24 protein-coding genes and 1 pseudogene are annotated in these 23,138 nt (G+C 70.5%); 15 read left to right on the top strand and 10 right to left on the bottom strand.

Annotated features, from left to right (window positions below; all coding sequences use genetic code 11):
* Positions 1 to 490 (top strand): annotated as a pseudogene (locus J7I97_RS19805) (hypothetical protein); the annotation flags it as partial.
* Positions 487 to 1,650: a C40 family peptidase gene (locus tag J7I97_RS19810; protein ID WP_214936708.1), complete on the top strand. Its 1,164-nt coding sequence runs from the start codon at positions 487 to 489 to the stop codon at positions 1,648 to 1,650. The pseudogene J7I97_RS19805 and the gene J7I97_RS19810, both read left to right, overlap by 4 nt.
* A gap of 51 nt (positions 1,651 to 1,701) precedes the next feature.
* Here J7I97_RS19810 and J7I97_RS19815 read toward each other — a convergent pair whose 3' ends face one another.
* Entirely contained in the window at positions 1,702 to 2,307 is a 606-nt protein-coding gene (locus J7I97_RS19815; RefSeq protein WP_214936709.1) for a hypothetical protein, read from the bottom strand.
* A 111-nt stretch (positions 2,308 to 2,418) separates the two neighbouring features.
* On the opposite strand from J7I97_RS19815, the gene J7I97_RS19820 reads away from it, so the two are divergent.
* The 5 genes from J7I97_RS19820 to J7I97_RS19840 all read left to right on the top strand — a co-directional run bounded on the left by J7I97_RS19820 (position 2,419) and on the right by J7I97_RS19840 (position 7,769).
* Complete coding sequence (locus J7I97_RS19820) at positions 2,419 to 3,051, top strand: hypothetical protein (RefSeq protein WP_214936712.1); 633 nt, start codon at positions 2,419 to 2,421, stop codon at positions 3,049 to 3,051.
* A gap of 211 nt (positions 3,052 to 3,262) precedes the next feature.
* Complete coding sequence (locus tag J7I97_RS19825; RefSeq protein ID WP_214936714.1) at positions 3,263 to 3,817, top strand: hypothetical protein; 555 nt, start codon at positions 3,263 to 3,265, stop codon at positions 3,815 to 3,817.
* A 354-nt stretch (positions 3,818 to 4,171) separates the two neighbouring features.
* Complete coding sequence (locus tag J7I97_RS19830; protein WP_214936716.1) at positions 4,172 to 4,633, top strand: hypothetical protein; 462 nt, start codon at positions 4,172 to 4,174, stop codon at positions 4,631 to 4,633.
* Positions 4,630 to 6,804 (top strand): ATP/GTP-binding protein, encoded by a 2,175-nt coding sequence (locus J7I97_RS19835; protein ID WP_214936718.1) that lies wholly within the window; start codon positions 4,630 to 4,632, stop codon positions 6,802 to 6,804. Before J7I97_RS19830 ends, J7I97_RS19835 begins: the two co-directional genes overlap by 4 nt.
* A 17-nt stretch (positions 6,805 to 6,821) precedes the next feature.
* Complete coding sequence (locus J7I97_RS19840; protein WP_214936720.1) at positions 6,822 to 7,769, top strand: replication-relaxation family protein; 948 nt, start codon at positions 6,822 to 6,824, stop codon at positions 7,767 to 7,769.
* A gap of 143 nt (positions 7,770 to 7,912) precedes the next feature.
* Here J7I97_RS19840 and J7I97_RS19845 read toward each other — a convergent pair whose 3' ends face one another.
* The 7 genes from J7I97_RS19845 to J7I97_RS19875 all read right to left on the bottom strand — a co-directional run bounded on the left by J7I97_RS19845 (position 7,913) and on the right by J7I97_RS19875 (position 14,028).
* Positions 7,913 to 8,293: a hypothetical protein gene (locus J7I97_RS19845; RefSeq protein ID WP_308369238.1), complete on the bottom strand. Its 381-nt coding sequence runs from the start codon at positions 8,291 to 8,293 to the stop codon at positions 7,913 to 7,915.
* Positions 8,290 to 8,547, bottom strand: a complete 258-nt coding sequence (locus J7I97_RS19850) for a type II toxin-antitoxin system HicB family antitoxin (protein WP_214936722.1) — start codon at positions 8,545 to 8,547, stop codon at positions 8,290 to 8,292. The genes J7I97_RS19845 and J7I97_RS19850 overlap by 4 nt, the downstream gene beginning before the upstream one ends.
* Positions 8,548 to 9,010: 463 nt before the next feature.
* Positions 9,011 to 10,246, bottom strand: coding sequence for a hypothetical protein (locus J7I97_RS19855; protein ID WP_214936724.1), 1,236 nt, complete (start codon positions 10,244 to 10,246; stop codon positions 9,011 to 9,013).
* Positions 10,247 to 10,344: 98 nt separating this feature from the next.
* The gene (locus J7I97_RS19860; protein WP_214936726.1) at positions 10,345 to 10,914 is read right to left on the bottom strand and encodes a GNAT family N-acetyltransferase; all 570 of its coding nucleotides are present in this window, start codon (positions 10,912 to 10,914) and stop codon (positions 10,345 to 10,347) included.
* A gap of 108 nt (positions 10,915 to 11,022) precedes the next feature.
* Complete coding sequence (locus J7I97_RS19865; RefSeq protein WP_214936728.1) at positions 11,023 to 12,066, bottom strand: fatty acid desaturase; 1,044 nt, start codon at positions 12,064 to 12,066, stop codon at positions 11,023 to 11,025.
* Between the two features lie 166 nt (positions 12,067 to 12,232).
* Positions 12,233 to 13,138 carry a hypothetical protein gene (locus J7I97_RS19870; protein WP_214936730.1) on the bottom strand — a complete coding sequence of 302 codons (906 nt, stop codon included), beginning with the start codon at positions 13,136 to 13,138 and terminating at the stop codon, positions 12,233 to 12,235.
* A 131-nt stretch (positions 13,139 to 13,269) separates the two neighbouring features.
* Positions 13,270 to 14,028 (bottom strand): GntR family transcriptional regulator, encoded by a 759-nt coding sequence (locus J7I97_RS19875; RefSeq protein WP_214936732.1) that lies wholly within the window; start codon positions 14,026 to 14,028, stop codon positions 13,270 to 13,272.
* 145 nt (positions 14,029 to 14,173) lie between these two features.
* Between J7I97_RS19875 and J7I97_RS19880 the strand changes: the two genes are divergently transcribed.
* From J7I97_RS19880 to J7I97_RS19890, 3 genes are read left to right on the top strand one after another with little or no spacing between them, the layout of a single operon-like run.
* Complete coding sequence (locus J7I97_RS19880) at positions 14,174 to 14,425, top strand: hypothetical protein (RefSeq protein WP_214936734.1); 252 nt, start codon at positions 14,174 to 14,176, stop codon at positions 14,423 to 14,425.
* The gene (gene dapF / locus J7I97_RS19885; RefSeq protein ID WP_214936736.1) at positions 14,422 to 15,435 is read left to right on the top strand and encodes a diaminopimelate epimerase; all 1,014 of its coding nucleotides are present in this window, start codon (positions 14,422 to 14,424) and stop codon (positions 15,433 to 15,435) included. The genes J7I97_RS19880 and dapF overlap by 4 nt, the downstream gene beginning before the upstream one ends.
* Positions 15,432 to 15,650, top strand: a complete 219-nt coding sequence (locus tag J7I97_RS19890) for a hypothetical protein (protein WP_214936738.1) — start codon at positions 15,432 to 15,434, stop codon at positions 15,648 to 15,650. The genes dapF and J7I97_RS19890 overlap by 4 nt, the downstream gene beginning before the upstream one ends.
* A 202-nt stretch (positions 15,651 to 15,852) precedes the next feature.
* On the opposite strand, the gene J7I97_RS19895 is transcribed toward J7I97_RS19890, so the two are convergent.
* Both J7I97_RS19895 and J7I97_RS19900 read right to left on the bottom strand, forming a co-directional pair.
* Positions 15,853 to 16,275 (bottom strand): MarR family transcriptional regulator, encoded by a 423-nt coding sequence (locus tag J7I97_RS19895; RefSeq protein WP_214936740.1) that lies wholly within the window; start codon positions 16,273 to 16,275, stop codon positions 15,853 to 15,855.
* Positions 16,272 to 16,826: a MarR family transcriptional regulator gene (locus J7I97_RS19900; protein ID WP_214936742.1), complete on the bottom strand. Its 555-nt coding sequence runs from the start codon at positions 16,824 to 16,826 to the stop codon at positions 16,272 to 16,274. Before J7I97_RS19900 ends, J7I97_RS19895 begins: the two co-directional genes overlap by 4 nt.
* Before the next feature lie 1,542 nt (positions 16,827 to 18,368).
* Here J7I97_RS19900 and J7I97_RS19905 point away from each other — a divergent pair.
* The 5 genes from J7I97_RS19905 (at position 18,369) to J7I97_RS19925 (ending at position 23,060) form a co-directional block, all read left to right on the top strand.
* Positions 18,369 to 18,971, top strand: coding sequence for a hypothetical protein (locus J7I97_RS19905; protein ID WP_214936744.1), 603 nt, complete (start codon positions 18,369 to 18,371; stop codon positions 18,969 to 18,971).
* Positions 18,965 to 19,846, top strand: coding sequence for an ATP/GTP-binding protein (locus J7I97_RS38615; protein WP_308369239.1), 882 nt, complete (start codon positions 18,965 to 18,967; stop codon positions 19,844 to 19,846). Before J7I97_RS19905 ends, J7I97_RS38615 begins: the two co-directional genes overlap by 7 nt.
* Before the next feature lie 118 nt (positions 19,847 to 19,964).
* Positions 19,965 to 20,579, top strand: coding sequence for an SAF domain-containing protein (locus J7I97_RS19915; protein WP_308369240.1), 615 nt, complete (start codon positions 19,965 to 19,967; stop codon positions 20,577 to 20,579).
* Entirely contained in the window at positions 20,576 to 21,508 is a 933-nt protein-coding gene (locus tag J7I97_RS19920; protein WP_214936747.1) for a hypothetical protein, read from the top strand. Before J7I97_RS19915 ends, J7I97_RS19920 begins: the two co-directional genes overlap by 4 nt.
* The gene (locus J7I97_RS19925) at positions 21,501 to 23,060 is read left to right on the top strand and encodes a CpaF family protein (protein ID WP_214936749.1); all 1,560 of its coding nucleotides are present in this window, start codon (positions 21,501 to 21,503) and stop codon (positions 23,058 to 23,060) included. Before J7I97_RS19920 ends, J7I97_RS19925 begins: the two co-directional genes overlap by 8 nt.
* Positions 23,061 to 23,138: the final 78 nt, after the last annotated feature.

Here is a 23,138-nt window from a genome sequence, read left to right on the forward strand (position 1 = left end):
GCCCCAGCCCCAGCCCCAGCCGGGCAACGCCGGCAACCCAGGTCAGACACCGCCCGTCCCGCCGCAGAACCCGCCAGTGCAGCCGCCCAACCCGCCCGGCACCCCGGCGAACCAGCTCCCCGGCGGCCCGGCGCACAACCTCACCACGAGCAGCAGCCAGGCGGTCACCGTTCCGAACCAGCTGCCGGGCGGTCCGATGTACCAGCGCCCCGGCACCAGCGGCAGCCAGGCGACCACCACGCCGAATCAGCCCAACCCCCCGGCCACGCAGGCCACCACGCGCCACCAGCCCCGTCACCAGGTCCCGACCCAGCCGGCTGTCTCGCCGCGCCAGCAGCAGCTCCGGCAGCGTCTGGACCGTGGCACCCCACGGCAGCCCGGCCCGCGCCGCGTCCCGACCGCGGCCCCGCGGCGGGCCAGTGACGCGTCCCTGAGCCGTAACGAGGAGCGGGAGTTGAACATCCGCCGCCGTCGGCAGCGCCGCTCATGAAGAAGAAGTTCAAGGGGTGGCTGGCCGGCGTCGCCGGGCTGCTCGGCCTGGCGCTCGTTCTGCTGGCCGCCGTCGCAGCCCACGTGGCAGGCCTCGGCCAGAGCGAGGCCGAGGCCGCTGCGGCGGCAGCCAGCTGCCCCGCCGGCGGCCAGCCCGGCCTCGACCCGGACACTGCCGAGATAGCCCGCAAGGTCAAGGAGATGCTCGCCGGGAGCGGCGACGTGAACGTCCCCGGCCTCGAAGAGCCCAAGAAGCAGATCCCCAACGCCAAGGTCATCGTCGCGACCGGCATCCAGAAGCGAGTGCCGGCCCGCGGCCAGGTCGTCGCCCTGGCCACCGCTCTCCAGGAGTCCACCCTGATCAACCTCGACCACGGCGACCGCGACTCCCTGGGCCTGTTCCAGCAGCGGCCCTCCCAGGGCTGGGGCACCCGCGAGCAGATCATGGACCCCGTCTACTCCTCCACCAAGTTCTACGACGGGTTGGTGAAGATAAAGGACTGGGAGCAGATGCCCGTCACCGTGGCCGCGCAGAAGGTCCAGGCAAGCGCCTTCCCCGACGCGTACGCCAAGCACGAGCCCCTCGCGACTGCCCTCCAGCAGGCCATCGCCCCCACCCTGGGCGCCGCTCCCGTGGGCCCGATGCCGGGACAGCCCAGTCTCGGCGGCTTCGGCGGCCCGGGAAGGTGCGCCGGCCAGGGCGGCGGCAATGTGGACTTCGGGAACATCCCGCCCGGCTCGCTGCCGGAGGGCTACCAGATCCCGGCCAATGCGCCGATGCAGGCGCAGACCGCGATCCGCTGGGCACTGGGACAGCTCGGCACCATGTACCAGTGGGGCGGCAGCTGCACGAACCCCCACGGCCCCAACCCGTCCGAGCGGTGCGACTGCTCCTCCCTGACCCAGCGCGCGTACGGAGTGGCCGGCAAGGAGATCACCCGCACCACCTACACGCAGATCAACGACGGCCACGTGGTCCCGACCAACGCGATCCAGCCGGGCGACCTGCTCTTCGCCGTCGGCTCAGCCTCCCGCCCCGAACACGTCGCCATGGCGATCGGCTACGGATACGTGGTGCACGCGCCGAAACCAGGCCGCGTCGTGGAGGTCACCAAGCAGGCCAACCTGGGCCCGATCCTCCTGGTCGTACGCATCGTCTGAGACGGCGGTGCCCGCCCCGGACGTTCTCGGGGCGGGCGCAGGCCGGCGCGATCAGCGCTGGACACGGCCTCGGCACGGGTCAGTGCGGTAGTCGGCCGTCGGCGGCCTGCTCGCGGTACTTGCGTTCCCGTCGTTTGCGCAGCAGTTGCCAGGGGCGGGGGTGGTAGTCGAGGTCGCGGCGGGCCGCCTCCAGGAAGACGTGCTGCGCCGTGGTGCACTCGTCGTGGGCGGCGAGGTACTCGGCTTCGGGCAGGGTGTGGCGGGTGCCGGGCCGGTAGAAGCGGGGATGGAGGCGACCAGGTGCTCGGCGGCTGCGAGCACCGGTGTCGGGGCGGACAGCCGGACGCCGAGCAGCGCGGCGTGCACTTCGATCTGGGCCTGGGTGTAGTGCCGCCACGCCTGCTCGCGCAGGTGGTTGCGACGGGAGCGTAATCGGGGGCGGCGGATGGCTGATATGGCTGCGGCGTCACGGCGGCGGTAGTAGTAGAGGATCTGGGCGTCGGCGGCGTAGACGACGGCGTCGAGGAACCGGCGGTAGCTCTGGGCGCGGTCCTCGGCGCTGCCGACGCGAATGACGCCGACGGGACGGTAGCGGCCGAGGGCGGCTCCTGTGATGGTGCCGGCGGCACGGACGACGGCGGGGGTGAGAGGGTCCATCCCGACGTTCTACAGCCGGGGCCCGGCCTGCCTGGTGGTTTCGGAGACATCGCCGAGAGATGGCTGATCATCATCTCGCGCTGCTCGTCGCCGACCCGTCACAGTGGCGCGATGGATGCAGGACTTGCCGCCGTGCTCGGCGCCACGGTCGGAGCCCTCGGCACCGGAGCGACCGGACTGGCCGCGGCTCTCCTGAGCCGCAACACGGCTCGCCACCAGGTCAAGGCCGAGAGCATGCGGGCCCTGCGGGACTCGCGCAGGGCCACCTACCTCGCCTTCGCCGAGAGGCACGAGCGCTACCTGGACCTGTTGTCCACCACGCTGACGCCCCTCGGTCGCGTCGAGCGCTTTCCGGACCAGCGTGAAGAGTGGATCGAGAAGGCACACAAGCGCTGGGACCAGGCACTGAAGTACCGGCAGAATGAGGTCCAGAAGATCCGTGTCGTCTTATCCCTGGACGCCACCCGCCCGGTGGCCGATGCCGCGCTTGAAGTGACAGAGAAGTGCACCCTTCTCAGCGGCGCAACCCGCCACGCCATCGAGGCCCTCAAGGGCCAGGCCTTGGACACCGGCCCCATCACGCCGCCGCTGCCGGGCTACATCGAGCTACTGGCGGAAGCTGGACTGGACCCCGCGGCGCCCGACCTCCATGTTCTCCAGGGCCGCGCGCAGGACGCGTACAAAGCTTTCCTACGGACTGCGGCCGACGCCGTCGGGGAGAACGGGCTCCTCCCCTCAGGCTGACGGCAAGCACGGTTCAGCCCTGGCGGCGTCGCTGACGGGGATGTGGCTGGCGAGCCGTCTTCGGGGAAGTGAACTGAGCCACAGGCGTCGCTCAGATGTGCTGCGACTGCGCGGATCTGTTGGGACGCTACACCGGGCGTATTGGTATGGCTCCCTGCTCCGTTCAGCTGCTGGTCGAGCAAACAGTGCCGCTCTTGGAGATGCTAGATGCGTGGATCAAGGAATTGCGGCGGTGCTCGGTGCAGCTGTCGGCTTTGCCGGAGGTTTGATCACGGCAGCCCTCACAGTGTGGACAACGCGATGGCAGGTGAAACGGCAGGCCGCTGATGCGCACTGGCAGTGGCGACGGCAGCAGCGTCGAGAAGCCTACGCTGGCCTGTTGCTGGCCGAAGAGGGCGCCAGGAATGCTCTGTTCACACTTGACGTGCAGTTGGCAAGTGGAGTGCCCTCCGGGGATCTCGTGGCGCCCCTCAATGCGGTTCCTCCTGCGCTTCGGGAGTTGGATCAGGCCGTGGCAAGGGTCACGCTTGAGGGGCCGACACCCGTCAGGAGGGCCGCAATCGCCGTTGGTCAGACATACACGGAGTATCACCAGGCCCTGCTGGTTTGGGCGAGGGCGCAGGCAACCCATACGGCCGACAGCGCTGCGCGTTCAGAAGCGGAAGATGCGAAGGCCGTTGGCCACTCAGCCCACATCCGCTTCCTGAGAGAGTCGATTACATTGCTGGCCGCCCTGCCCACCGAGTCGCAGGAAGACGATTTGTAGCAGTTGGTCGTGTCGGATCTGAACCCACGGGACCCCTCACTCTGCCGATCAGATCGATTGGGACTCGGTCACTTTCACTGAGAACGGACACCGGAAGCTCGAACCCGTGGCCGTCCGCTCGACAGGCGGGCGTTCTGGCGACTGCCTTGGGTGAGACGGCGACTGAGTTCGTTGAGAACGGACAGTCCCGGCCGAACCAGCCCCCTTCAATCGTCAAGGGATGGCAAAGCATTGGGGCACGGTGTCTGGATCGGCCGCGAATTCTTACTTGGTCCAGGTGAAGGGCTTCTTCCACCACCCTGGAGGCACCGTGCACCACTCCGCCCCGTCCCGGCCGACCTCGGTCCGGCCGACATGAGCCTCCCGGACCTGCCAGTTGACGAGCTCCTCGCCCAGCTCCAGGCCGTCCTGAGCGCGGCCGCACCGTACCTCGTCGCCCTCGGCGTTCTCGGGGCGGCGGTCTGGGTGTGGTGGACGATCCGGCGCGCGGCGCTCGTCCGGGAAGCGCTCGCCGACCGGGTCCAGGTCGAGGTGGTCCCGACCAGCACGTTCGACCCCGGTGAAGGGGAAGTCGGCCGCTGGGCCCGCCAGCTCGGGCGCGTGCACTACGCCGCCGACGGTGTCCCGGCCCGCGGATCGGCGGTGCGCCTGCGGTACACCGCCTTGGAGGGCAAGATGCGCTGCTACATCGAGGGCCCGGCCGCTGCGGCCGCGATCCTGAACATGCCCGGCTTCGCCGAGGTCGAGGTCCGCACCCAGCACGGCCAGGCCGACATCCGACCCGTCCGCTTCAACGGCCCGGGAGGAACGCCGTGACCGCCGTCATCTCCCTCGCCAAGCCGGCGCAGGTGACCACCGCACCGGCGAGCGCGCGCCGGTACGTGCAGCGCGCCGAGCTCACCCTGGGCCTGCCCGACTACAAGGCCCTGGCCTCCCTTGGCCTGAGCCCCGACCCGCTCCAGCAGCTGGCCGCGGCCATGGCCTCCGTGCGTACTGAGGACGGGGAGCAGGCCGAAGCGGTCTTCGACCTGGTCCCCGTGTCCGAGCAGCGCCTGGCCCGCCGCCGGCGCCGCCTGATGGCCCGGGCCGCCCGCCGGGGCCCGTCCGCGTACGGCGAGCGCCTCACCGGTGGCCTCGGCGGAGGCGGCTTCTGGGGTTCGGCGACCTCCGCTTGGTCCGGCGGTGCCGGCGCTTCCAACCGATCCGAGCGGATCCCGCGGCAGACCGACCTGCGCGACGGCGTCGGCAAGCTCGAACCGTCCGCCGGGGCGGTGTTCGCCGTGCAGATCCTGCTACGCACCGAGGCTGCCCACCCGCAGCTTGCCCTGGCCCGGATGCACCAGCTGATCGCCGCGCTGTCGATGACCTCGGGGGAGAACTACCTCAAGGCCCGCCGGCCCCGACGATGGGCGATCGGCAAGTTCGAGCGCCGGTTCGCGAGCGGGGAGTTCGCCCCTCATCGCCGGCAGTGGCTGACGGTGCCCGAGTTGGCCGGATGGCTCAAGCCGCCGACGGCGAAGTGCACTGCCTCCAGCGTGGTCCGCACCGGGGGCCTGGTCCCGCCGGCCCCGGCCGACCTTCCCGTCTACACCGGGCAGCACGACTTGATCCCGCTCGGCGCCGTGGTCTACCCCGACGGCCGCGAGCGGATCGCCGGCGCCCGGGTGCAGGACCTCCTCTTCGGCCTCCAGCTCGGCAAGTCCGGCCACGGCAAGACCGAAGAAGCCCTCGTGCAGTGCATCGCGATGGCCCACTCCGGCTACGGCTGCTGGTTCCTCGACCCGCACGGCGAGGGCTGGGCCCGCGCGAAGCCCTACCTCGCGCACCCGGAGATTCTCGACCGGCTCTGGGAGATCAACCTCGCCAAGGCCGACCCGGACCAGCCCGTCGTCTCCTGGAACCCCCTGTCGATGGAGGGCCGCACCCTTTCCGACGTCCAGGACATCGTCCGCTCCGTCACCGAGGGCATCGCCGCGGCACAGGACTGGGGCGACAACGCGCCCCGCGCCCGGACCATCCTCGCCCGCGCCTCCCAGGCGCTGGCCCTGCTCAACCTCCAGGCCGTCCAGGCCGGGCACCCCGAGGCGCAGTGCACCCTCTTCCAGCTGCGCACCTGGCTCACCGACGAGGACTGGCGCGAGGGGCTCCTGCGCAAGCTCCCGGACCGCGTCCGCGCGTACTGGGAGACCACCTTCCCCAAGCTCGGCCCGGACGCGGTGCCGACCGTCACCTACGCCATCGACCGCCTCGACACCAGCCAGTCCCTCCAGGGCTTCTTCGGCAGCCCGCGCTCCGCGTACGACGTCCGGCACGCCATGGACACCGGCAAGGTCGTCTTCGTCTGCCCGTCCGGCAGCGAGAGCGACGCCCTGGTCAGCTGCCTGCTCATCCACGACCTGCACCGCGCCGGCCTATCCCGGCAGGACACCCCGCGCGAGCAGCGGAAGACCTTCTGGGCCTGGGGTGACGAGCTCACCGCCCTCGACTCCTCCAGCAAGGGGTTCCTCGCCGCCATCGCCGAGCAGCTGCGCAAGTACGAGGTCCGCTTCATCGGCATGACGCAGATGGTGCTCCGGCTCTCCGCCATCACCCGCCAGGCCCTCCTGCAGAACCAGTCCTGGCTGTCGACCTGCGCCGCGGACTACGACGAGGCGGCCTTCGTCGCCAAACGGTGGAACGGCCACGTGTCCCCGGAGACGATCACCGAGCTGCCGAAGTACCACTACGTGATGTCCGTGAACCTCAACGGCGCCCGGACCACGCCCTTCCGGGTCCGCGGCCTGCCCGTGGACGAGGTCTTCGCGCACTACGACAACCCGGCCGGCGTCCCCGCCCTCGACCAGGCGATCGACAGCAACCTCAACCGCCGCCCCCTCGGCGACATCCTCGCCGACCTGGAAGAGCTCGACGCCGTCGTCCTCGCCCACCACACCGGCCGGCGCCCCGGCGGCCCGAGCGCCGGCGACCCCACCAGCGTCATCGACTAGAAGAAGGGGAGCACCCCATGCCCTACCCGCACTCCGCCCCCACCGGGCTGGGCCAGGTCGCCCAGCAGGCCGCCCAGGTCCTCTACCAGCACCGTCTCGTCTCCACGATGCAGCTTCACCGGCTCGTCACCCCGCACCACACCCGCTCCGAGTTCCTGCGCCGCCAGCTTCACACCCTGCGCCAGGCCGGCTTCGCCGAGGCCGTAGGACGGCGCAGCGCCGGCCAGACCCAGCTCCTGTGGTGGCTGACGGAGAAGGGGGCGCAGTCCGTCGAGGCCGTGGGCCTGCTCCAGCCGCGCGCGTACCGGATGAGCCAGGAGGCCGCGCTCGGCCCGCTCCAAGAGCACACCCTCGCGGTCGTCGAGACCGGAGCGGCGTTCGTCGAGCACGCGCGCCGCCTCGGCCACGAGTGCGGTCCCCTGGACTGGTCGCCCGAGATCGCCCACTACTACCGCGACGAAGCCCGACCCGGGGAGGAGCTGTGCCTCGTCCCGGACGCCGTCCTCAACTACGTCCACAGCGTGGGCAAGCAGCGCACCCTGCTCACGTTCTTCGTGGAGGTCGACCGCACCCAGATGACGATCGCCCGCCTCGCGCAGAAACTACACGCGTACGCCGCCTACCACGAGTACGCGCCCCAGCCCCAGACGGCCAAGGGAACCCGCGGGCCCCGGCGCCAGGCCGCGATGCCGGCCTGGCGTTACCGGTACCCGGTCTTCCCCCGGCTCCTGCTCGTGCTGACGGGAGCCTCCGAGGACCGCCTCGCCCGCCGGATCGCCGACCTGCGCAGTCTCGCCGCCAGCGACCCCGCACTCGCCTCCACCGCACTGCGGGCCGGCGTCACCACCCTCGACCAGCTCCGCACCCGCGGCCCCTTCGAACCGATCTTCACCCCAGTTCTCGGGGCTGCCGACACCTTCGACGCGTGGCTCCGCTCCGCCACCGCCTCCTCCGCCGCCGCCTGACTGCGGGCGGCGGTGAGACGGCCGTACGAACACGTCGGGCCGGCAGGCGGCCTGGGCTCCCAGCACGGTCGAGTCCCGAAGTATGCCGCTGGGGTTCGATCGGGGCAGTCGTGAAAGTCCGGCAGGTCAGAGCAGTCGGGGGTTCAGGAGTTGAGGTCCAGGACGCGGACAGGCTCTCCCTCCCACCGTTTGGGGGCGGTGGTGGCGACGATGGCGCCGTCGGGCCGGTCGGCTGTCGGCTGTGCAGCGTGCTGCGCGTGGGCCTGGGCCCAGGTTTCCTGCCGGGCGACGGCCAGGGCGGCAGGTAGGTCGAGGTCCAGGACGGTGATTCCAGGCAGGGCGGCCAGGTGCTCGGCGGTGCCGGGGCGTGTTCGGTCGGCTTCCACGAGGGCGCATGTGGGTGCGTAGAGGTACCAGCCGACTTCGGCATGGGCGCGATGGATCAGGCGGGAGGCGAGGACGTTCCCGGCGCCGGCGGCCGTCATCGCGGTCTCATCCAGGACGATGTGCATGGCGTCGGTCACCGGCGTTGCACCTGTGCAAGGCGGCGGTCCAGTTCGTCGTCCAGGTCGGCCTCCTCGGTGGCCGTGGGCGCGTAGCCGGTCCATGACTTCAGGGCGGCCTTCGCCCTCTCGGCCCGCTCCGCCCGTTCGGCGGGGGTCAGCATGGTGTCCGCAAGCCGAGCCAGGTAGGCGCGTAGGGACAAGCCCTCCTCGGCCGCCATAGCGGCCAAGCGGTCGCGGGCTTCCTCGGGGATTCTCACATTGGCATCAGGCATCTCAGTGCTCCTTCCCATAGGGTCAGGGTACGGGTACGGGTACGTACCCGTACCCGTAGGCCGGTACGGATCGCCGGCCGCCCATGTCGAGCGCGATCCGCCGGTGCTTGTCCCGGAGGTCGCCTGCACTCTCCTTGACCGGACGCCCACCGGGCCTGGGTCGGGGAGAGTCAGGAAGCGGCGCCGGATCCCGCTTGAGCGGAACAGGCGGGCCACTTTCGGATCGGCGACGGCAAAGTGATCCCCTCACGAGCTCCGCCAGCACATCGCGACGGGCCGCGTCCCTGTCACGGCCGACCGTCCTTGGCCCGGCCTTCAGGACGCCCTGCTGCCCGTGCTCCTGGACGACCCGGCTAACCGGCCCACCGCCACCGAACTCGCCGACACACTGACCGTGAAACCGAATGGGACGCCTATCCGTTCCGACAACCGGTGAGCGGCACGCCAGCCCCGCTGGGCACGCTCAGCCTCTGCGCTGCACCCATTTCATGAGCCGGGAGAGAGGGCCCCGAGGCGGCGGTAGGAGAGGGGTGGCAGGTGGTACATACGGTGCGTACGCGGGCCTGGGCGGCACGGGCAAGGGCTGCTGACCCTCCTCTTCCTTCTCCTCCGCCGCGTCTGCCGACGGAGGAGAAGGTTCGGCTGGCGGGGCAGAGGGGAGCGGGCTCGCCGAGGGCGCCTCTGCTGGTGGGGGCTGCTCGATGGCGTCGGCCACTGGCGCCGGTGGCGGGCGGTGCAGGGCTTCGTAGCGTTCGCGTGCGAGCCTTCGGGCCGCGGCCCAGCGGGCGCTTTGGGACCGCTCCAGCCGTTCCATGACCTCGTGTGCCTCGCCCGGGTGGAATCCGGCACGGCCTCTGCGGAGCGTGGACAGGCCGATCGGTACGAGCCCCCACCAGTGGGCCCCCGGCAGCGGGCGAGGGTGGCTGATTCTCCAGTCGTTGCGGCGCCGGGCGACGTCGCCGCCCCAGTCCTCCCCGTCAGGCTTGGGTTCGTGGATGAACTCGTGGCCGCCGTAGGGGACGTAGACCGTCGCGCCGTTGACCCAGTAGACGGCGCCTCCGGCCTCGATGATCTGGAGTTGCTGCTGCGTGGGCCGCACCCGCATGTGCCGCACCGACGCGGTGGCACCTGCGGGGCGTACGGCCTTGTCCCTGAGGCCCCCCTGCCGGAAGTGGTGCTCGTCTTCGGCGAAGAACCAGACGTGCGTGGCGCCAGAGCCGTAGCGGGCCCGGACAGCCTGCATGCGGCGCTGCACGGCGGGATCGTCCAGCGGGCCGTGGGGGCACTCGATCACGAGGACCTGGCCGCCGGCCGTGGCGACGATGACGGCCGGGGGCGAAGCCTCGCCGGGTGTCTGGGGCTCAGGGCATTCGATCAGGGTCTGCACACCAGGCCACGCCTTCGCCAGGTGGTCGCGGAGGTCGATAACGACCTGGAGGCCGGTCTCGATCTCTTTCTGCAGACCTGCCCGGGCCGGGCACCCGTCGGCCCCGGACCCGGAACTCTGGCTGTGGGAGAAGCGGGGAGCGTATGCGGAGTGGCTCCCGCTGCGACGGGAGAGACCGAGAGGGTGCCCGCAGCTCATGCAGCGGTACCGCCCGGACGACAGGGGACCGGGTGCGAGATGGTCCGCGCTGGCCGGGTCCGGAGTCAGGGTCACGAGGTGCCCGGTGACGGTGTCTCGCGCGTGCAGGGTCATGCCATTGATGATCCACTCTCACACCCGGAGCGGTCAGCCGAATCCGAAGAGCCAGCGCCTGCCCGCGGGCAGGGGCGCCAGAGTTCAGGGCCCACGCGTCAACGGGGCCTGTACCCGCGAGCGGCGCCGGAGATGGCGGAGGGGGCCTTCCAGTGACGGGCGAGGAGTCCGAAGGTGTAGCTGTCGGTCCATTCGCCGCGGACCAGCACGGCTTCGATGCCATGTCCTTCGCGGCGGAATCCCGTGCGCTCCAGGACGCGGATGGAGGCGGTGTTGCGGGCGTCGCAGTAGGCCCCGAAGCGGTGCAGGCCCCGGGCGACGAGATGGCCTACGACGGCCTGGACGGCCTCGGTGGCGTAGCCGTGGCCGTGGTGGGCCGCAGCGAGGGTGAAGCCGATGTCGGCCTGCAGCCGGTTCTCGTGGAGGTTGACGCCGAGATCGCCGATCAGTGTGCTGTCGGCCTTCAGCTCGATTGCGTACTGGAACCAGCCTGGGTTCTCGGGCTGGGCCTCGGCGTGTCTGCGGACGGTCTCGGCGGCCTCCGCCGGGGTGAGAGGCGAGGGCCAGACTTGGTAGCGGGCTATGTCCGGGTCGGACCGGTAGGCGCCGAGGGCTGGGGCGTCGTCGGGACGGAAACGTCGAAGCAGCAGGCGCGGACTCTCGATCATCAGGTCAGCGTGCCACGCGGGTTGAGGGTGTGGGACAGGTGCCGTGAACTGCCGCGGCCCCGCCTCCCGGGGTGTGCCGTGGGGGGCGGGGCCGTTGTGCGGCGCGGGCTATGCGCGGGGCGCGGGCTGGCGGCGGTTGTCGTAGGCCCGAACAGTCAGGGCGCGGTAGTGGCGACGGGCGACGGAGCCCGGGCCGAGGAACAGGGCCCCCGGTGTGAAGTGCGGGTCGGGCAGGTGCCGTTCGAGGGCGGGCAGGTAGTTCCATCGCACCCCGGGGTGTGCGGAGTGGGCGTAGTGGTGGAGGTCGCCGTAGGGGAGCCAGGTGGCGGCGGCGAGCGCGGCCAACACACGGTTGTGCGGGTAGAGGCGCAGGCAGCGGCCGGCCTCGATCTCGGCGGCGGTGCCGGTGCGGTGCTCGGGGTTGAACCAGGTGTGTTCCACCAACAGGCTCCACCAGGCCAGCAGGGGGTAGAGCAGCAGGCGCGGGATGAGCACCCCGGTGAGGAGGGCCGCCCATCCGCCGGTCAGGTAAGCGGCGGCGAGAACGGCAACCATCGCGGGGGCTGCGGCGTACCGGCCGGGCCGTGGGCGCAGGTTGGCGGCGAGGGTGGCGGCCGTGGCCCGGACGCCCCGGTCGGTGAGCGGGAACAACAGCGCGGCGGTGAAGGGGAGGCGTGCAACCCCCGGGCGCAGGCCGGCCTGGGCGAGCTCGGCGAGGTTGGGGTCGGTCGCCAGGGTGGCATTTGGGTGGTGGTCGCGGACATGGCGGCGGCGGCGTAACGCGACGGGGGCCAGGCCGAGGGGCAGGTGCGCGCCGAGCTCGGCCAGGACGTGGTTGGCGCGGCGGGTCCGGGCCAGCACCCCGTGCACGGCGTGGTGGCTGATCTCCTGAAGGTGGCGGAACTGGACGGCGACACCGGCCGCCGCGACCACGGCGCCCAGCAGGCCGTGCGCGGCGAGCAGCCAGTACCCGGCGATCTGCACCCACTGCCCGGCCAGAAGGGCGGCCGGAGTCCAGTCGTTGGCCCGGGCGCGCTGGACGGCTATGAGCTGCGCCGCGTTCGCGGTACGGGGACGCCTCAGGCGGAAGTGGGCCCGGTCGGCCTGGCGCAGCAGGATTCCGGCGGTGAGCAGGGCTAAGGCGAGCAGCATGCGGTGGTCCCGTGGTGAGCAGGGGCGGGCATCTCCCACCCGACGATCACCCAAAGTACATCTAGTGCACTAATTACGGTGGGGTGAGGGCGGAATCCGCGCCTCGGAACGCGAAAGAGGCGGCCCACCGGTCAGGTGGGCCGCCTCTTTCGCGGTGGAAGGACTTCTACAAGCCGGCGACCGTTGTGCCGATGCGGTTCTCGTCCCAGGTTCCGGCGTCGAGCATCGGCCGGGCGGCGGCCTCGTACGCCTGAAGGACGCGCGGCGCGGAGTCGGCGCCGTGGCCCCAGACACTCTCGAAGCGGCCGGCCCAACGGCCGACGCCCTTGAAGTACACGCTGGAGCGGCCGCGCTGGTAGTCGGCGTCACCCTGCTCCTCCTCGACCAGGGCAGCGGCCTGGGCGAAGATGACGACGTCGACGGCCTGGTCGGCGCGCAGCCGGTCGCGGACGGCGAGTCCGCAGGTGACGCCGAGGTCGCGGTGCTGGCCGATCAGGGCGAGCAGGGAAGCGGCGAACTCCTGCTTGGCGAGGTCGGCGGCGAAAACGATGAACAGGCGGTCGATGCGCCCGCCGGCTTCGGTGAACCGGCGCTGCGCGGCGATGTACTCGCGACGGCTGGTGAGCAGCGTCGGGTTGGTTGTCAGGTCGGCCGCCAGGATGCGCTGCGGCTGGGCCTGGGCCTCGGTGACCGTGTTCACCAGGAGGGTGGACAGGCGCGGGACCTCGGAGGCGTACACGCGCAGATGGCCGTCGGCGATCTCGCCGTAGTCGCTGATGAGTTCGGCTTCGAGCTGTGAGCGGACCCGGTCGTAGTACTGGACGTCATCCATGGCCTTGAGGTTAGTCACCCGGCGCAGCTGAATGTAGGTCCTGCGCGTCCAGTAGTGGCCGAAGGCCAGGATGAGGATGAGCACCGCCTGGACGACGAGCAGCACCTTCAGGTTGACCCGGTCCATGGCCCAGCCGACGACGGGGACGGCGAACCCGGCGATGGCCAGGACCGCGCCGAGGGCCGGCGAGTTCAGTACGGCGGTGACCCTGCCGAGCGGACTCGGCTGTGCTGTGGACATCTGGTTCCTCCCCCTGGGCGGGCCCGGTCCGGGCCGCGGGTTTCATGATTCCCGAGGGGCCGGTGCGGCCTCAAGCGATCGGGGGATTCGCCGTGGTCATCGGCCAGTTCGGTGCACCCGCGGGCACGGTTTCAGCCGGTGGGGGTGCCGCTCAAGGCGATGTCGTAGTCGATGTCCCACCGGTCGGCGGGGATGACCAGGTCGGCGGTCTCCACCGGGCGGTCGTCGCTGTCGAAGTAGGTCCGCTCGATCAGGGTCACAAGGGAGCCGGCGGCCACGCCGAGCTGCTGGGCCTGGTCGCGGTCGGCCTGGAGGGGCCGGGCCCGTTCCACGACGCGGACCACGACGATGCCCAGGTGCGCCATCCGCTCCACAACGCTGCGGCCGGCGAAGGGCCCGCCGTCGGGCAGGACCACCGCGCTCTTGCCGGTAATGGCCATCGGCTCCCAGCTGACACTGCTCATCGCGGGCCGCTGGTCCTCGTCGAGGAACTCGTACGTGGTGCGTACGCAGTGCTCGCCCGGCTGGATCCCCAGCCGGGCCGCGATGGCGTCGGGGGCGGGGACTTTGGCGGTGCTCTGGGAGTCCCAGGTGGAGATGCCGGCGGGGGCGAGCGGGGCGCTGGGGTAGCCGGGGGCCGGGCAGCGCAGCATGCGCAGCCGCTCCTTGGGGGCGCGAACGTAGGTGCCCGCCCCCGGGCGGCCTTCGAGCAGACCCTCGGTGATGAGGAGTTCCTGGGCGCGGCGGATCACGTTCTCGCCGACCTGGTACGTCTCGCCGAGGAAGTCCCGGGAGGGGAGGCGGGAGCCGACGGGCCATTCGCCCTCGGCGATCAGCCTGCGGAAGATCTCGGCGACCAGTAGATAGGGGGCTCGGGTCTTGTCGGACATGGTCTCCCTTACCTGCCGCTGTGCTGACCATCGGTCAGCACGCTCTCCACGCGTACATGCGAATCGTTTGACAATCTAGTCCACTAGCTCAAAACTAGTTGACTAGAAGTGCACTAGGTGACTGACGGACGAGTCGGGGCGAGCGATGGACGAACTCTTAGGCGCCGCCACAGCGGCCATAGCCGCACTCACCGAACTCACCGGCCAGCCACCCGAAACCGCCGAGCAAGACGGTCTCCTGACCCTTCAGGCCGACCCCTCCCGCGTCCCGGCCGAACACTGGCACCGACTCGTCGCGGTCCTCGAAACCGGCACCTCCTACGGCATGACCACCACCGCCGCCGGCGCGAGCGTCGTCTGGCTGCGCATCGAGCTGGGAGAGACAACCCGCCCATGAACATCCCGATCGGCATCCCCTTCGCCAAAGGCCACGGCACCGGCAACGACTTCCTCATCCTCGAAGACCCCGGCGACGCACTCGACCTCACCCCCGCCGACACCATCCAGCTGTGCGACCGCCGCCGCGGAATAGGAGCCGACGGCGTACTGCGCCTCGTCCGCTGCACCGCTGCCCCGGAAGCCTTCGCCATGGCCGACCGGGCGCAATGGTTCATGGACTACCGCAACGCGGACGGCTCGCTCGGCGCGATGTGCGGCAACGGCGCCCGCGTCCTGGCCCGCTACCTCACCGCCACCGGACACCACCCCGGCGGCCCCCTCACACTCGCCACCCGGGCCGGGGTACGCGAACTCCACGTACCGGCTGGAGAAGACACCCACCACGGCGACGTCAGCGTCACCATGGGCATTCCAGCCCTTCCCGGACCGGACCGGATCACCGTCACCGTCGGCACACGAAGCTGGCCCGCCCTCCACGTCGACGTCGGCAACCCGCACGCCGTGGCCTTCGTGGACGACCTCGACCACGCCGGCACCCTCGCCACCGCCCCCGCCGTCACACCGCACAGCGCCTACCCGCACGGCACAACCGTCGAGTTCGTCCGCGACCTCGGCTCCCGCCACCTGGTGCTCCGCGTCCACGAACGCGGCGTCGGCGAAACCCCCTCCTGCGGAACGGGCGCCTGCGCCGCGGTCGCGGCAGCACTCCACCGCACGCCCCATCCGGGCGATCCCGTCCGCTACACCGTCGATGCCCCCGGCGGCCGCCTCCTGGTCGACGTCGCCGCCGACGGAACCATGACACTCACCGGCCCGGCCTACCTCACCGCCCAGGGCACCGTCCGCCTCCACACCTCATGGCCTACGGCCGCCGCGCAGGGCGAAAGGGGACTCCAGCGGCCCGCCCACGGGGCTTCCACCCCCGCCCTGCTGGCTAGGGCCGACCGCGGCCTCAACCGCCTCAACGGCGAACATGGGCACCAAGGCAAGGCGGAGGCAGACCGGTGAAGGGCGACGGACACGAGGCCCACCCGCTGATCGGCCGCCTCGTTCGCGACATCGCCTCCGGCACCGAGGGCCGGCTGATGGCCGTAGTCCAAGAAGACCTCCCCACCCACACCGGCAGCCTCCGCACGACCCGGCGCGCCTACATCCGCCCCACAGCCGGCGGTAGGGAGCTCCCCACCGCCCTCGCCAACATCGAACCCCTCGGCGCATCCTGAGCCCCGGTAGCCCCTTCATCGGCACTGGCTGACGAGGTTGATGAAGAACAGCAGCACGGCCAGCAGGGGGCCATGCATGCCATACACGGCCGCAGCTGGCGTTGCGGTCGCCGACGATCTGGAAGAGTTGCTGGACAAGGGCTGAGACGCACGAGAGGGGCGGAAGGTGTGAACCTTCCGCCCCTCTCAGGGTCCAGGGCTTCTACGGTGCCGTCGGCACCGGCTTGATGACGCGGCGCCGGCGGGCGTCGGCATTGCTCACCTTGCGCGGTGCCTGGGCTCGGGCATCTGGGGTGACCGGCGGGTCCGAGAGCGCTGCGACCAGGAGCCGGCGGACGTCGGGGTTCATCGCGAAGAAGTACCGCGCGTTGATCCGGTAGTACCCCGTGACGTCGTCCCTCAGCAGCAGGCCGAGGAGCAGCAGCCGGCTGAGCGCGTCGTACACAGTGGATTCGGAGCTGCCGCAATCCTTGGCAACGGTCTCGACGGGGACCTCGATCGCGCTGAACAGGCCACCGTGTTCTTCTATCCAGGCCAGGACGCTGCGCTGGCCCGCGGAAAGGTTGAGCGAGTAGAGCGGGGGCGACGCCAGGTCCCGCTCGGGATCGAATGCCGGCATGGTCATCGGTTCGCCGCCTCTCCAGCAGCTCGTCGTGGCCTGGGTGTCATCGGCTCTGCTTGCGATTCAGCCGTCTTCACCGCGTCGGCCTTCGCCTTGGCGGCTCGGCCTCGGGTGATGGCCTTCTCATCCGGGGTGATGCGTGGCGGGTCGAGGCGCTTGATGGTCGTGGCCTGCGTGCTTCCCGCGCCTTCCCAGTATCGCCTAGGAGTCAGCTGGTAGGCGGACGCGCGCGGACTCGGCTTGAGTACCAGCTTCATCGCCACCAGCCTGGACAGGGCCTTCCGCGCCGTCGTCGCGTTGGTGTGGATGTCCGCCGCGAGGTCGTCCGGAGTGACCTTGACGAAAGTGTGCGCCGCATCGTGCTCCCGGAGCCAGTCGAGGGCCGCCCACTCCGAGGCCTTCAGGTCCAGGGAGTACAGGGGAACCTCGTCGCCCTTGGACTGCAGGGTGTAGCCGCTTCCATCGAGTTGGTGCGGGATCCGCTCCTTCGGCTCCACCACCTCGCCGGTGTCCTGGTCAACCAGGGCCAGACGGCGCCTGCGTGTCGGTGGCATGTCGCTCCCATCGCCCCTAAGAGGCACTTTTTTGCCGGTTAGCTCCGACCAACAGCCTGTCGAGCCGCAAAACTACAGGACAGACTCCGAAGAACGCCCTCTTACGCGCGTGCGCCTCAGGAATGTGTCCCACCTTCCTCCTCGCTCCTCCGCTAAGCGGCGGTTTCTTGCCGCTTAGCTCCGAACGACGCCCTCTTCGCGAGCTGCCGAGACCGGTCGACCCCCGACCCTCGCCCATCCGCATCCCCCCGGGCCCACAGCCAGGCTTCCGGCGCGCAGAGGTCTTGCTAAGAGGCCCTTTTCCGCCTCTTAGCTCCGGAGAACAGCCCTCAAGCTGGTGAATCCGCAGGTCGTCTTCCGGGGGACTGGCTCTTCCCTCCCTGCCCTCTGTGCGCGTGTCGAGCTCGTCTGCGGGGCATCCATCGCTAAGCGGCAATTTTTCGCCCGTGGAGAGGCATTTTTTCGCCGGTTAGCCGCACGTTTTCGCAGGTCAGAGGCATCTTCCCCTTCTGTCTTCAAACGCGCGCGCGTTTACCACAACCTCAGCCGTCACGGGGTTTACCACGCACAACCGGCGTGTCGAGGCACCACCTTGACCACCCATCAACCATCTGAGCAACAGCGTCGTGCATGGAGAACAAACACCCTTAGCTCCCAGAACGTCCGGGCGGTCGGCAGGACTTGAGGCCGAACCCGGACTGACTACCGTCTCGGCCTGCACCGCCCAAGGGCGGTCAACAGAGCCTCCGGCGGGCCACCCTGCGGAGGAGGGGGATCGAACACCAGGCCGGTGGGTGGTTAAAGGTCCGCGGGGGGTTCCTCGTTGGACGGCCCTCCGCACCATGCCCTACGACCGCCCGGGGGCGCGGCGAAAAGCATGCCGCACCCCCGAACGGCCGCAGGGCCCACCGTGAGTGCCGCCCAACGAGGAACCCCCCGCTCGGGAGGAAGAATGGGCGGGACAAGGGGAGCGAGGTCCCAGCTCTGCGCGCTGGGACACGGAGTGAAAGCCCCCCGCTTCGCGGGCGGCCGGCTGAGACCGGCGCCAACAAGCAACGCCAGCCGCCTGCGGCCCGTCGGGCGATACGCCTGGGCAAGGAGGCGCGAGGGGAGGCGAGCCCGGGCGCCCGTGCTATCCGTCTCCACGGTGTACGCGCGCTCAGCAGGCTGCTGCTCCTTCGGTGGTTGCGCCGAATTTGAGCCATTCCGAATATGCATTGAGCCAACGGGCGCACCAAAGCTGCAGTGCAGATGAATCGACATTCTTGGTCACCGAGACGGTGTGGGTTCTGACCTTCCAGTTCCTGGGGTCTCACACATCGGACTGAATTCCGAGAAGGTCCCGCGAGTGTGTGGAAACGCCCGGTTTGCACCGTCCGCGTGGCTGTGAACTGCACTAACGGCTTTCGATGTTGGCCGCCTCTGCGTAACGTATGGGAACAGTCCGGTCGCTTGTGACGGTTGTGGTTCACGCCGCGCGAAAACAGGCCTCAAAGGTCTGCACCGGGCGCGATGGCTTTCTACGGGGAGGCAGCGGTACCCATGGCACATCTCGATCAGCTTGGCTGGAACAGCAGCCGGGCAGTCCCGGCATTTCTTCTAACCGTCTGCGTGGCCCTCACCGGGGCCTGCACCACGTCGAGCGGCTCGGACAACGAGAAGGACACGGCCGCGTCCCCCACGGCCACGGCTGCTCCGACCAAGTCGGCGACGCTCGACCCGGCAGAGGCAGCGAAGGCCGAGGCCCTCACCGCGTACAAGGGGTACTGGACGGAACTGCCCAAGGCCTTCGCGGTGCCGGCTATCGAGGGCACAGACCTGAAGCGGTACGCCGCTGCCGAAGCCCTGAACAAGGCCATGGAGACGGTCGCCAACCTGAAGACCAACGGCCGTGTCATGACCGGTGAGCCAGTCGTCTCCAACCCGACCGTGACCGCAGCGGAGCTGGAGAAGAAGACGCCCAATGTGTCCGTTTCGGCCTGCCTGGACATCTCCAAGTGGAAGATCGTTGACAAGAAGACAGGTCAGCCTGCACCTGTCGCCTCCAGCCCCGTCAACAAGTACGTCGTCACGAGCCTGATGGAGCGCTGGGACGGCTCCTGGATGGTCCTCAAGTACGAACTCCACGCGGACCAGCCGTGCTAGCCCGTCGGTATGCCGCGCTCGCCATCCCCCTCGCCGCGTTGCTGGCTCTCCCTGCTGCTGCCGCCGCAGACGAGAAGCCGAAGTGCGATGCCGACTACGTCTGCCCGATTGTCGTGGTCCCCGGTGATCCCGGTGGCGGCACTGGCGGAGGAACCGGAGGCGGCGGGGGCGGAGGTGGCGGGGGCGGAGATACCGGCGGAGGCAACAGCCGCTACACCTGCACCTACACCCTGGCCGACCCCCAGCCCGGGGACGACAGCGCGCTGTGGGGGCCCGGCGGCCGAAAGACCGGCGTCTCCATGTACATCGAGGACTGCCTCGACAACGAGACCGGCATGCACGACATCAAGAACATCTTCACCGACGCCCCGCCTGGCGGAGGCGGTCCGGTGATTGACCCCGCGGTCGTGGCGCGGCAGGCGGTGGACAAGATGCGGCTGCGGCCGCCGGCGATCGGCATCACGCCGAAGCCAGGTGGCAAGGGCGTGGTCGGCATGCCCGTCTACATGTGGACCGAGACCGGTCCCGAGACGTACGGCCCGAACGTGGCTTCGGCGTCCATCGGGCCGGTGTCGGTGACGGCCACGGCCCGGGTGTCGAAGATCGTGTGGAACATGGGCGACGGGAAGACCGTCACCTGCACGACGGCCGGTACGCCCTACAAGCCGGAGTACGGCAAGACGCCGTCCCCGGACTGCGGCCACCGCTACGACAAGCCGTCCTCCACCACCGGCTCCGGCACCTACCACGTCACCGCGACATCCACCTGGTCGATCGACTGGCAGGTCACAGGCGGCGCCCAGGGCGGCCAGCTGACCGAGATCCGCACCAGCGCCGTGGACATCAACGTTGCCGAGGTCCAGGTCCTCAACTAGTACGCGCACTGCTTGCACTTCCCCGAGAGGCAGTACCCGAATGGAATCCCCCGCCGCCCCGCCGGTGCCGCGTCCAGCTGGCCCCCGCACCGAACTCCCCATCACCACCGCGGCCCCCGTGAAGAAGCAACGCCGGTACGCCGCGGCCGCCCTGAGCACCGTGCTGGCCGTCGCGGCCGCCCTCGGTGCGGCCGCCGCCGTGTCCGCCGTCGGTGACCGTACGAAAGTCCTGGCCATCGCGAACGACGTCCCGGCCGGTCAGCCGCTCACGGACGCGGACGTCATCGTCGCGGAGGTCTCCGCCGACGCGGCCCTGACGCCGATGCCTGCCACCGACCGCGCGAGCGTCGTGGGCAAGCGCCCTGCCGTCGACCTGCGCAAGGGCAGCCTGCTCGTCGCCGCCCAGCTCCAGCCCGGTACCGGCCTCGGCGACGACAAGCAGCAGGTGGGTGTGCAGGTCAAGCGTGGCCAGGCACCCGCCGGTTCGCTGGTTCCCGGCGACAAGGTCCTCGCGGTCACTGTCCCGGGCCAGGGTGAGCAGCCCACCGGCAAGGACGGCGCCGAGGCTCCGCCCACTTCCGTGAAGGCGGTCGTGGTGTCGGTCAGCCGGCCCGACGCGTCCGGCGCCGTCGTCGTCAACTTGGCCGTCGCGTCCTCGGACGGACCCCTGCTGGCGACCCGTGCCTCGTCCGGGCGCGTGGCCCTGGTCCGCGACGTGCGGAGCGGATCGTGACCGTCACCGCGCTGGTGAGCGCGAAGTCGTCCGGTGTGACCACCAGCGCCCTCGCCATGACCCTCTCCTCCACGCGCCCCTCGCTGCTGGCCGAGTGCGACCCGGCCGGCGGCACCCTGCGCGCAGGGTTCTTCCAGGCCCAGATCACGGCCGGGACCGGCCTCTACCACCTCGCCGTCGCCGAGCGCGCCGGCGAGGACGCCCTCGCGCGGGCCTTCGCCGACCACCTCGTCCGCCTCGACGCCTCCGGAAACCGCCAGGTCCTCCCTGGCCTGACCGACCCTGCCCAGGCCCCCGCCCTCGAACGGAGCTGGCCCGCCCTTGCTCAGGTCATGCGGGTCCTGTCCGACGAAGGCGGCTACGACGTCGTCATCGACGCCGGCCGCCTGGCCCTGGAGTCCGGCCGCCTCCACTCCACCCTCACCCCCGCACCGCTCCTCCACGGTGCGGACCTGGTGCTGCTCGTCGTACGCGCCACCGACCAGTCCCTCGCTCTGGCCCGGCACATGACCGAACCGCTGCGCAACGAGCTCACCGACCGCGGCACCGGCGCCGACGCCCTGGGCGTCCTCCTCATCGAGGACGGCCCCCGACGCGCCCACGAGGTCTCCGACGCGCTGCGTCTGCCGGTGATGGCCGCGCTGCCCTGGGAGCCGGACACCGCCGCCTACCTCGCCGGCACCAGCAGCGCCCCGCGAAAGCTGAACAAGTCCACGCTCCTGGGCGCCGCCCGCACCGCGCTCGGCCACCTCCATGCGGCCGCTTCCCGGCGGGCCCTGCATCAGCAGTACCCGCCAGTCCCTCCAGCGCCGACCTCTCCAGCGCTGGCCGCCCAGCCGGCACCGGCCACCCTCCCAACACAGGCCGCGCCTCAGGTTGCCGGGGTTCTTGAGCGCCTGGGCCAGGGACGGGTGGATCCCCGTGTCTGATACCCAGCAGCGCCCTGACGGCCCTACCGCGCACGGCCCCGCCGACATCGCCGGCCTGCTCACCGGCCGTATCGGCACGACGCGCATCCCCCAGCCCGCGACGGCACCAGTCCCGGCCCCCGCCCTGCCGGCTCCCACCCGCCCGGCGGCGGCCAGTCCGGGCGCGGTCCCGAAGTTGGCCGGGCTGCCTGGCCAGCTGCCGGTCGCCTGGGAGGTGATCGAGGCGCTCCAGGCCGAGGTGTCCGCCGAGCTGTCCGCGCACGACCCCAGCCGCCTGCTGGAGGAGGACGACAGGAGAGCCCAGGCCCGTTCCATGGTGACCAAGGCCGTCGCCAAGTGGTCCACGAAGTACTCGCACGGCAACTCCGCACTCTCGCCGGCCGAGGAACACGCCATCGGGGCGGCGGTGTTCGACGCGATGTTCCGCGGTGGCCGCCTTCAGGGCCTGCTCGACGAGGAGGGCGTCGAGGACGTCATGGTCGACGGGCTCCGCGCGCACATCGAGTACTACGACCGTCCCCGCCGCAGCATCGACCGGGTGGCCGACTCACACGCCGAGCTGATCACCTGGGTCAACCGGATGGCCGGCCTGTCGGGGCATGGCGAGCGTGCCCTGACCCAGGCCACGCCGAATGTCGGCTTCCGCATGCCCGACGGGTCCCGCGTCACCGCGAGCCTGCTCACCACCCGCCCGTCGGTGGTCATCCGAAAGCACCGCATCCGCCAGCACGGCATCGACGAGCTCGTCCAGTGGGGCTCGATCAACCCGCTGCTGCGGGCCTTCCTCCTGGCCTGCGTCCAGGCGAAGCTCAACATCCTGGTCGTCGGCGACATGGGCGCCGGCAAGACCTCCCTGCTGCGCGCCCTCGGGCGGGAGATCCCGCCGGGTGAGCGGATCGCGACCCTGGAGTCCGACCGCGAGCTCTACCTGGACGAGCCCGGGCCGCCGGACAAGCCGGGCCCGCTCACGTTCGCTTTCGAGGCCCGCCAGTCCAACGGCGAAGTCCGCGCGGGCAGCGCCTCGGGCGAGGTCACCATCGGCGACATGTTCCCCACCGCGCTGCGCTACAACGTCAACAGGGTGATCGTCGGCGAGGTCCGCTCCACCGAGGTCCTCCCCATGCTCCAGGCGATGTCCGCGGGCGGCTCCGGCTCGATGTGCACCCTGCACGTCCGCCGCCCGCACGCGATCATCTCCCGCCTCGTACAGCTGTGCACCGAGGCCGGCATGCAAACGGAGGCCGCGAACCACCTGATCGCCTCCGCGATCGACGTGGTCGTCTACCTCACGTACCTCGACGAGACCGCCATCGGCGGTCGCAAGCACCGCTTCGTCTCCCACATCTACGAGGTCCACGACGTCGTCGGCGAAGGCGGACGTCCCACCACCAGCGAACTCTTCGCCCCCCACGGCGGCGAACCGCGCGCGGTGTACCGCAACATGCCGTCGTACATAGACCTCCTGGAGCGCACCGGCACCTTCGACCGCCGCTGGCTGACCCAGAACCCCGAAGGCGCCTGGGGCCCGCCCATGAAGTTGGTCAAGCGATGACCGACCTGCAGAACAGGAAGCCCTGTGACCCGCGAAATCGCCTACATCGCCGCCACCCTCACGGGAGTGGCCGTGGCC

It is taken from the genome of Streptomyces sp. ISL-87, assembly GCF_018614095.1.
Lineage (GTDB): Bacteria > Actinomycetota > Actinomycetes > Streptomycetales > Streptomycetaceae > Streptomyces.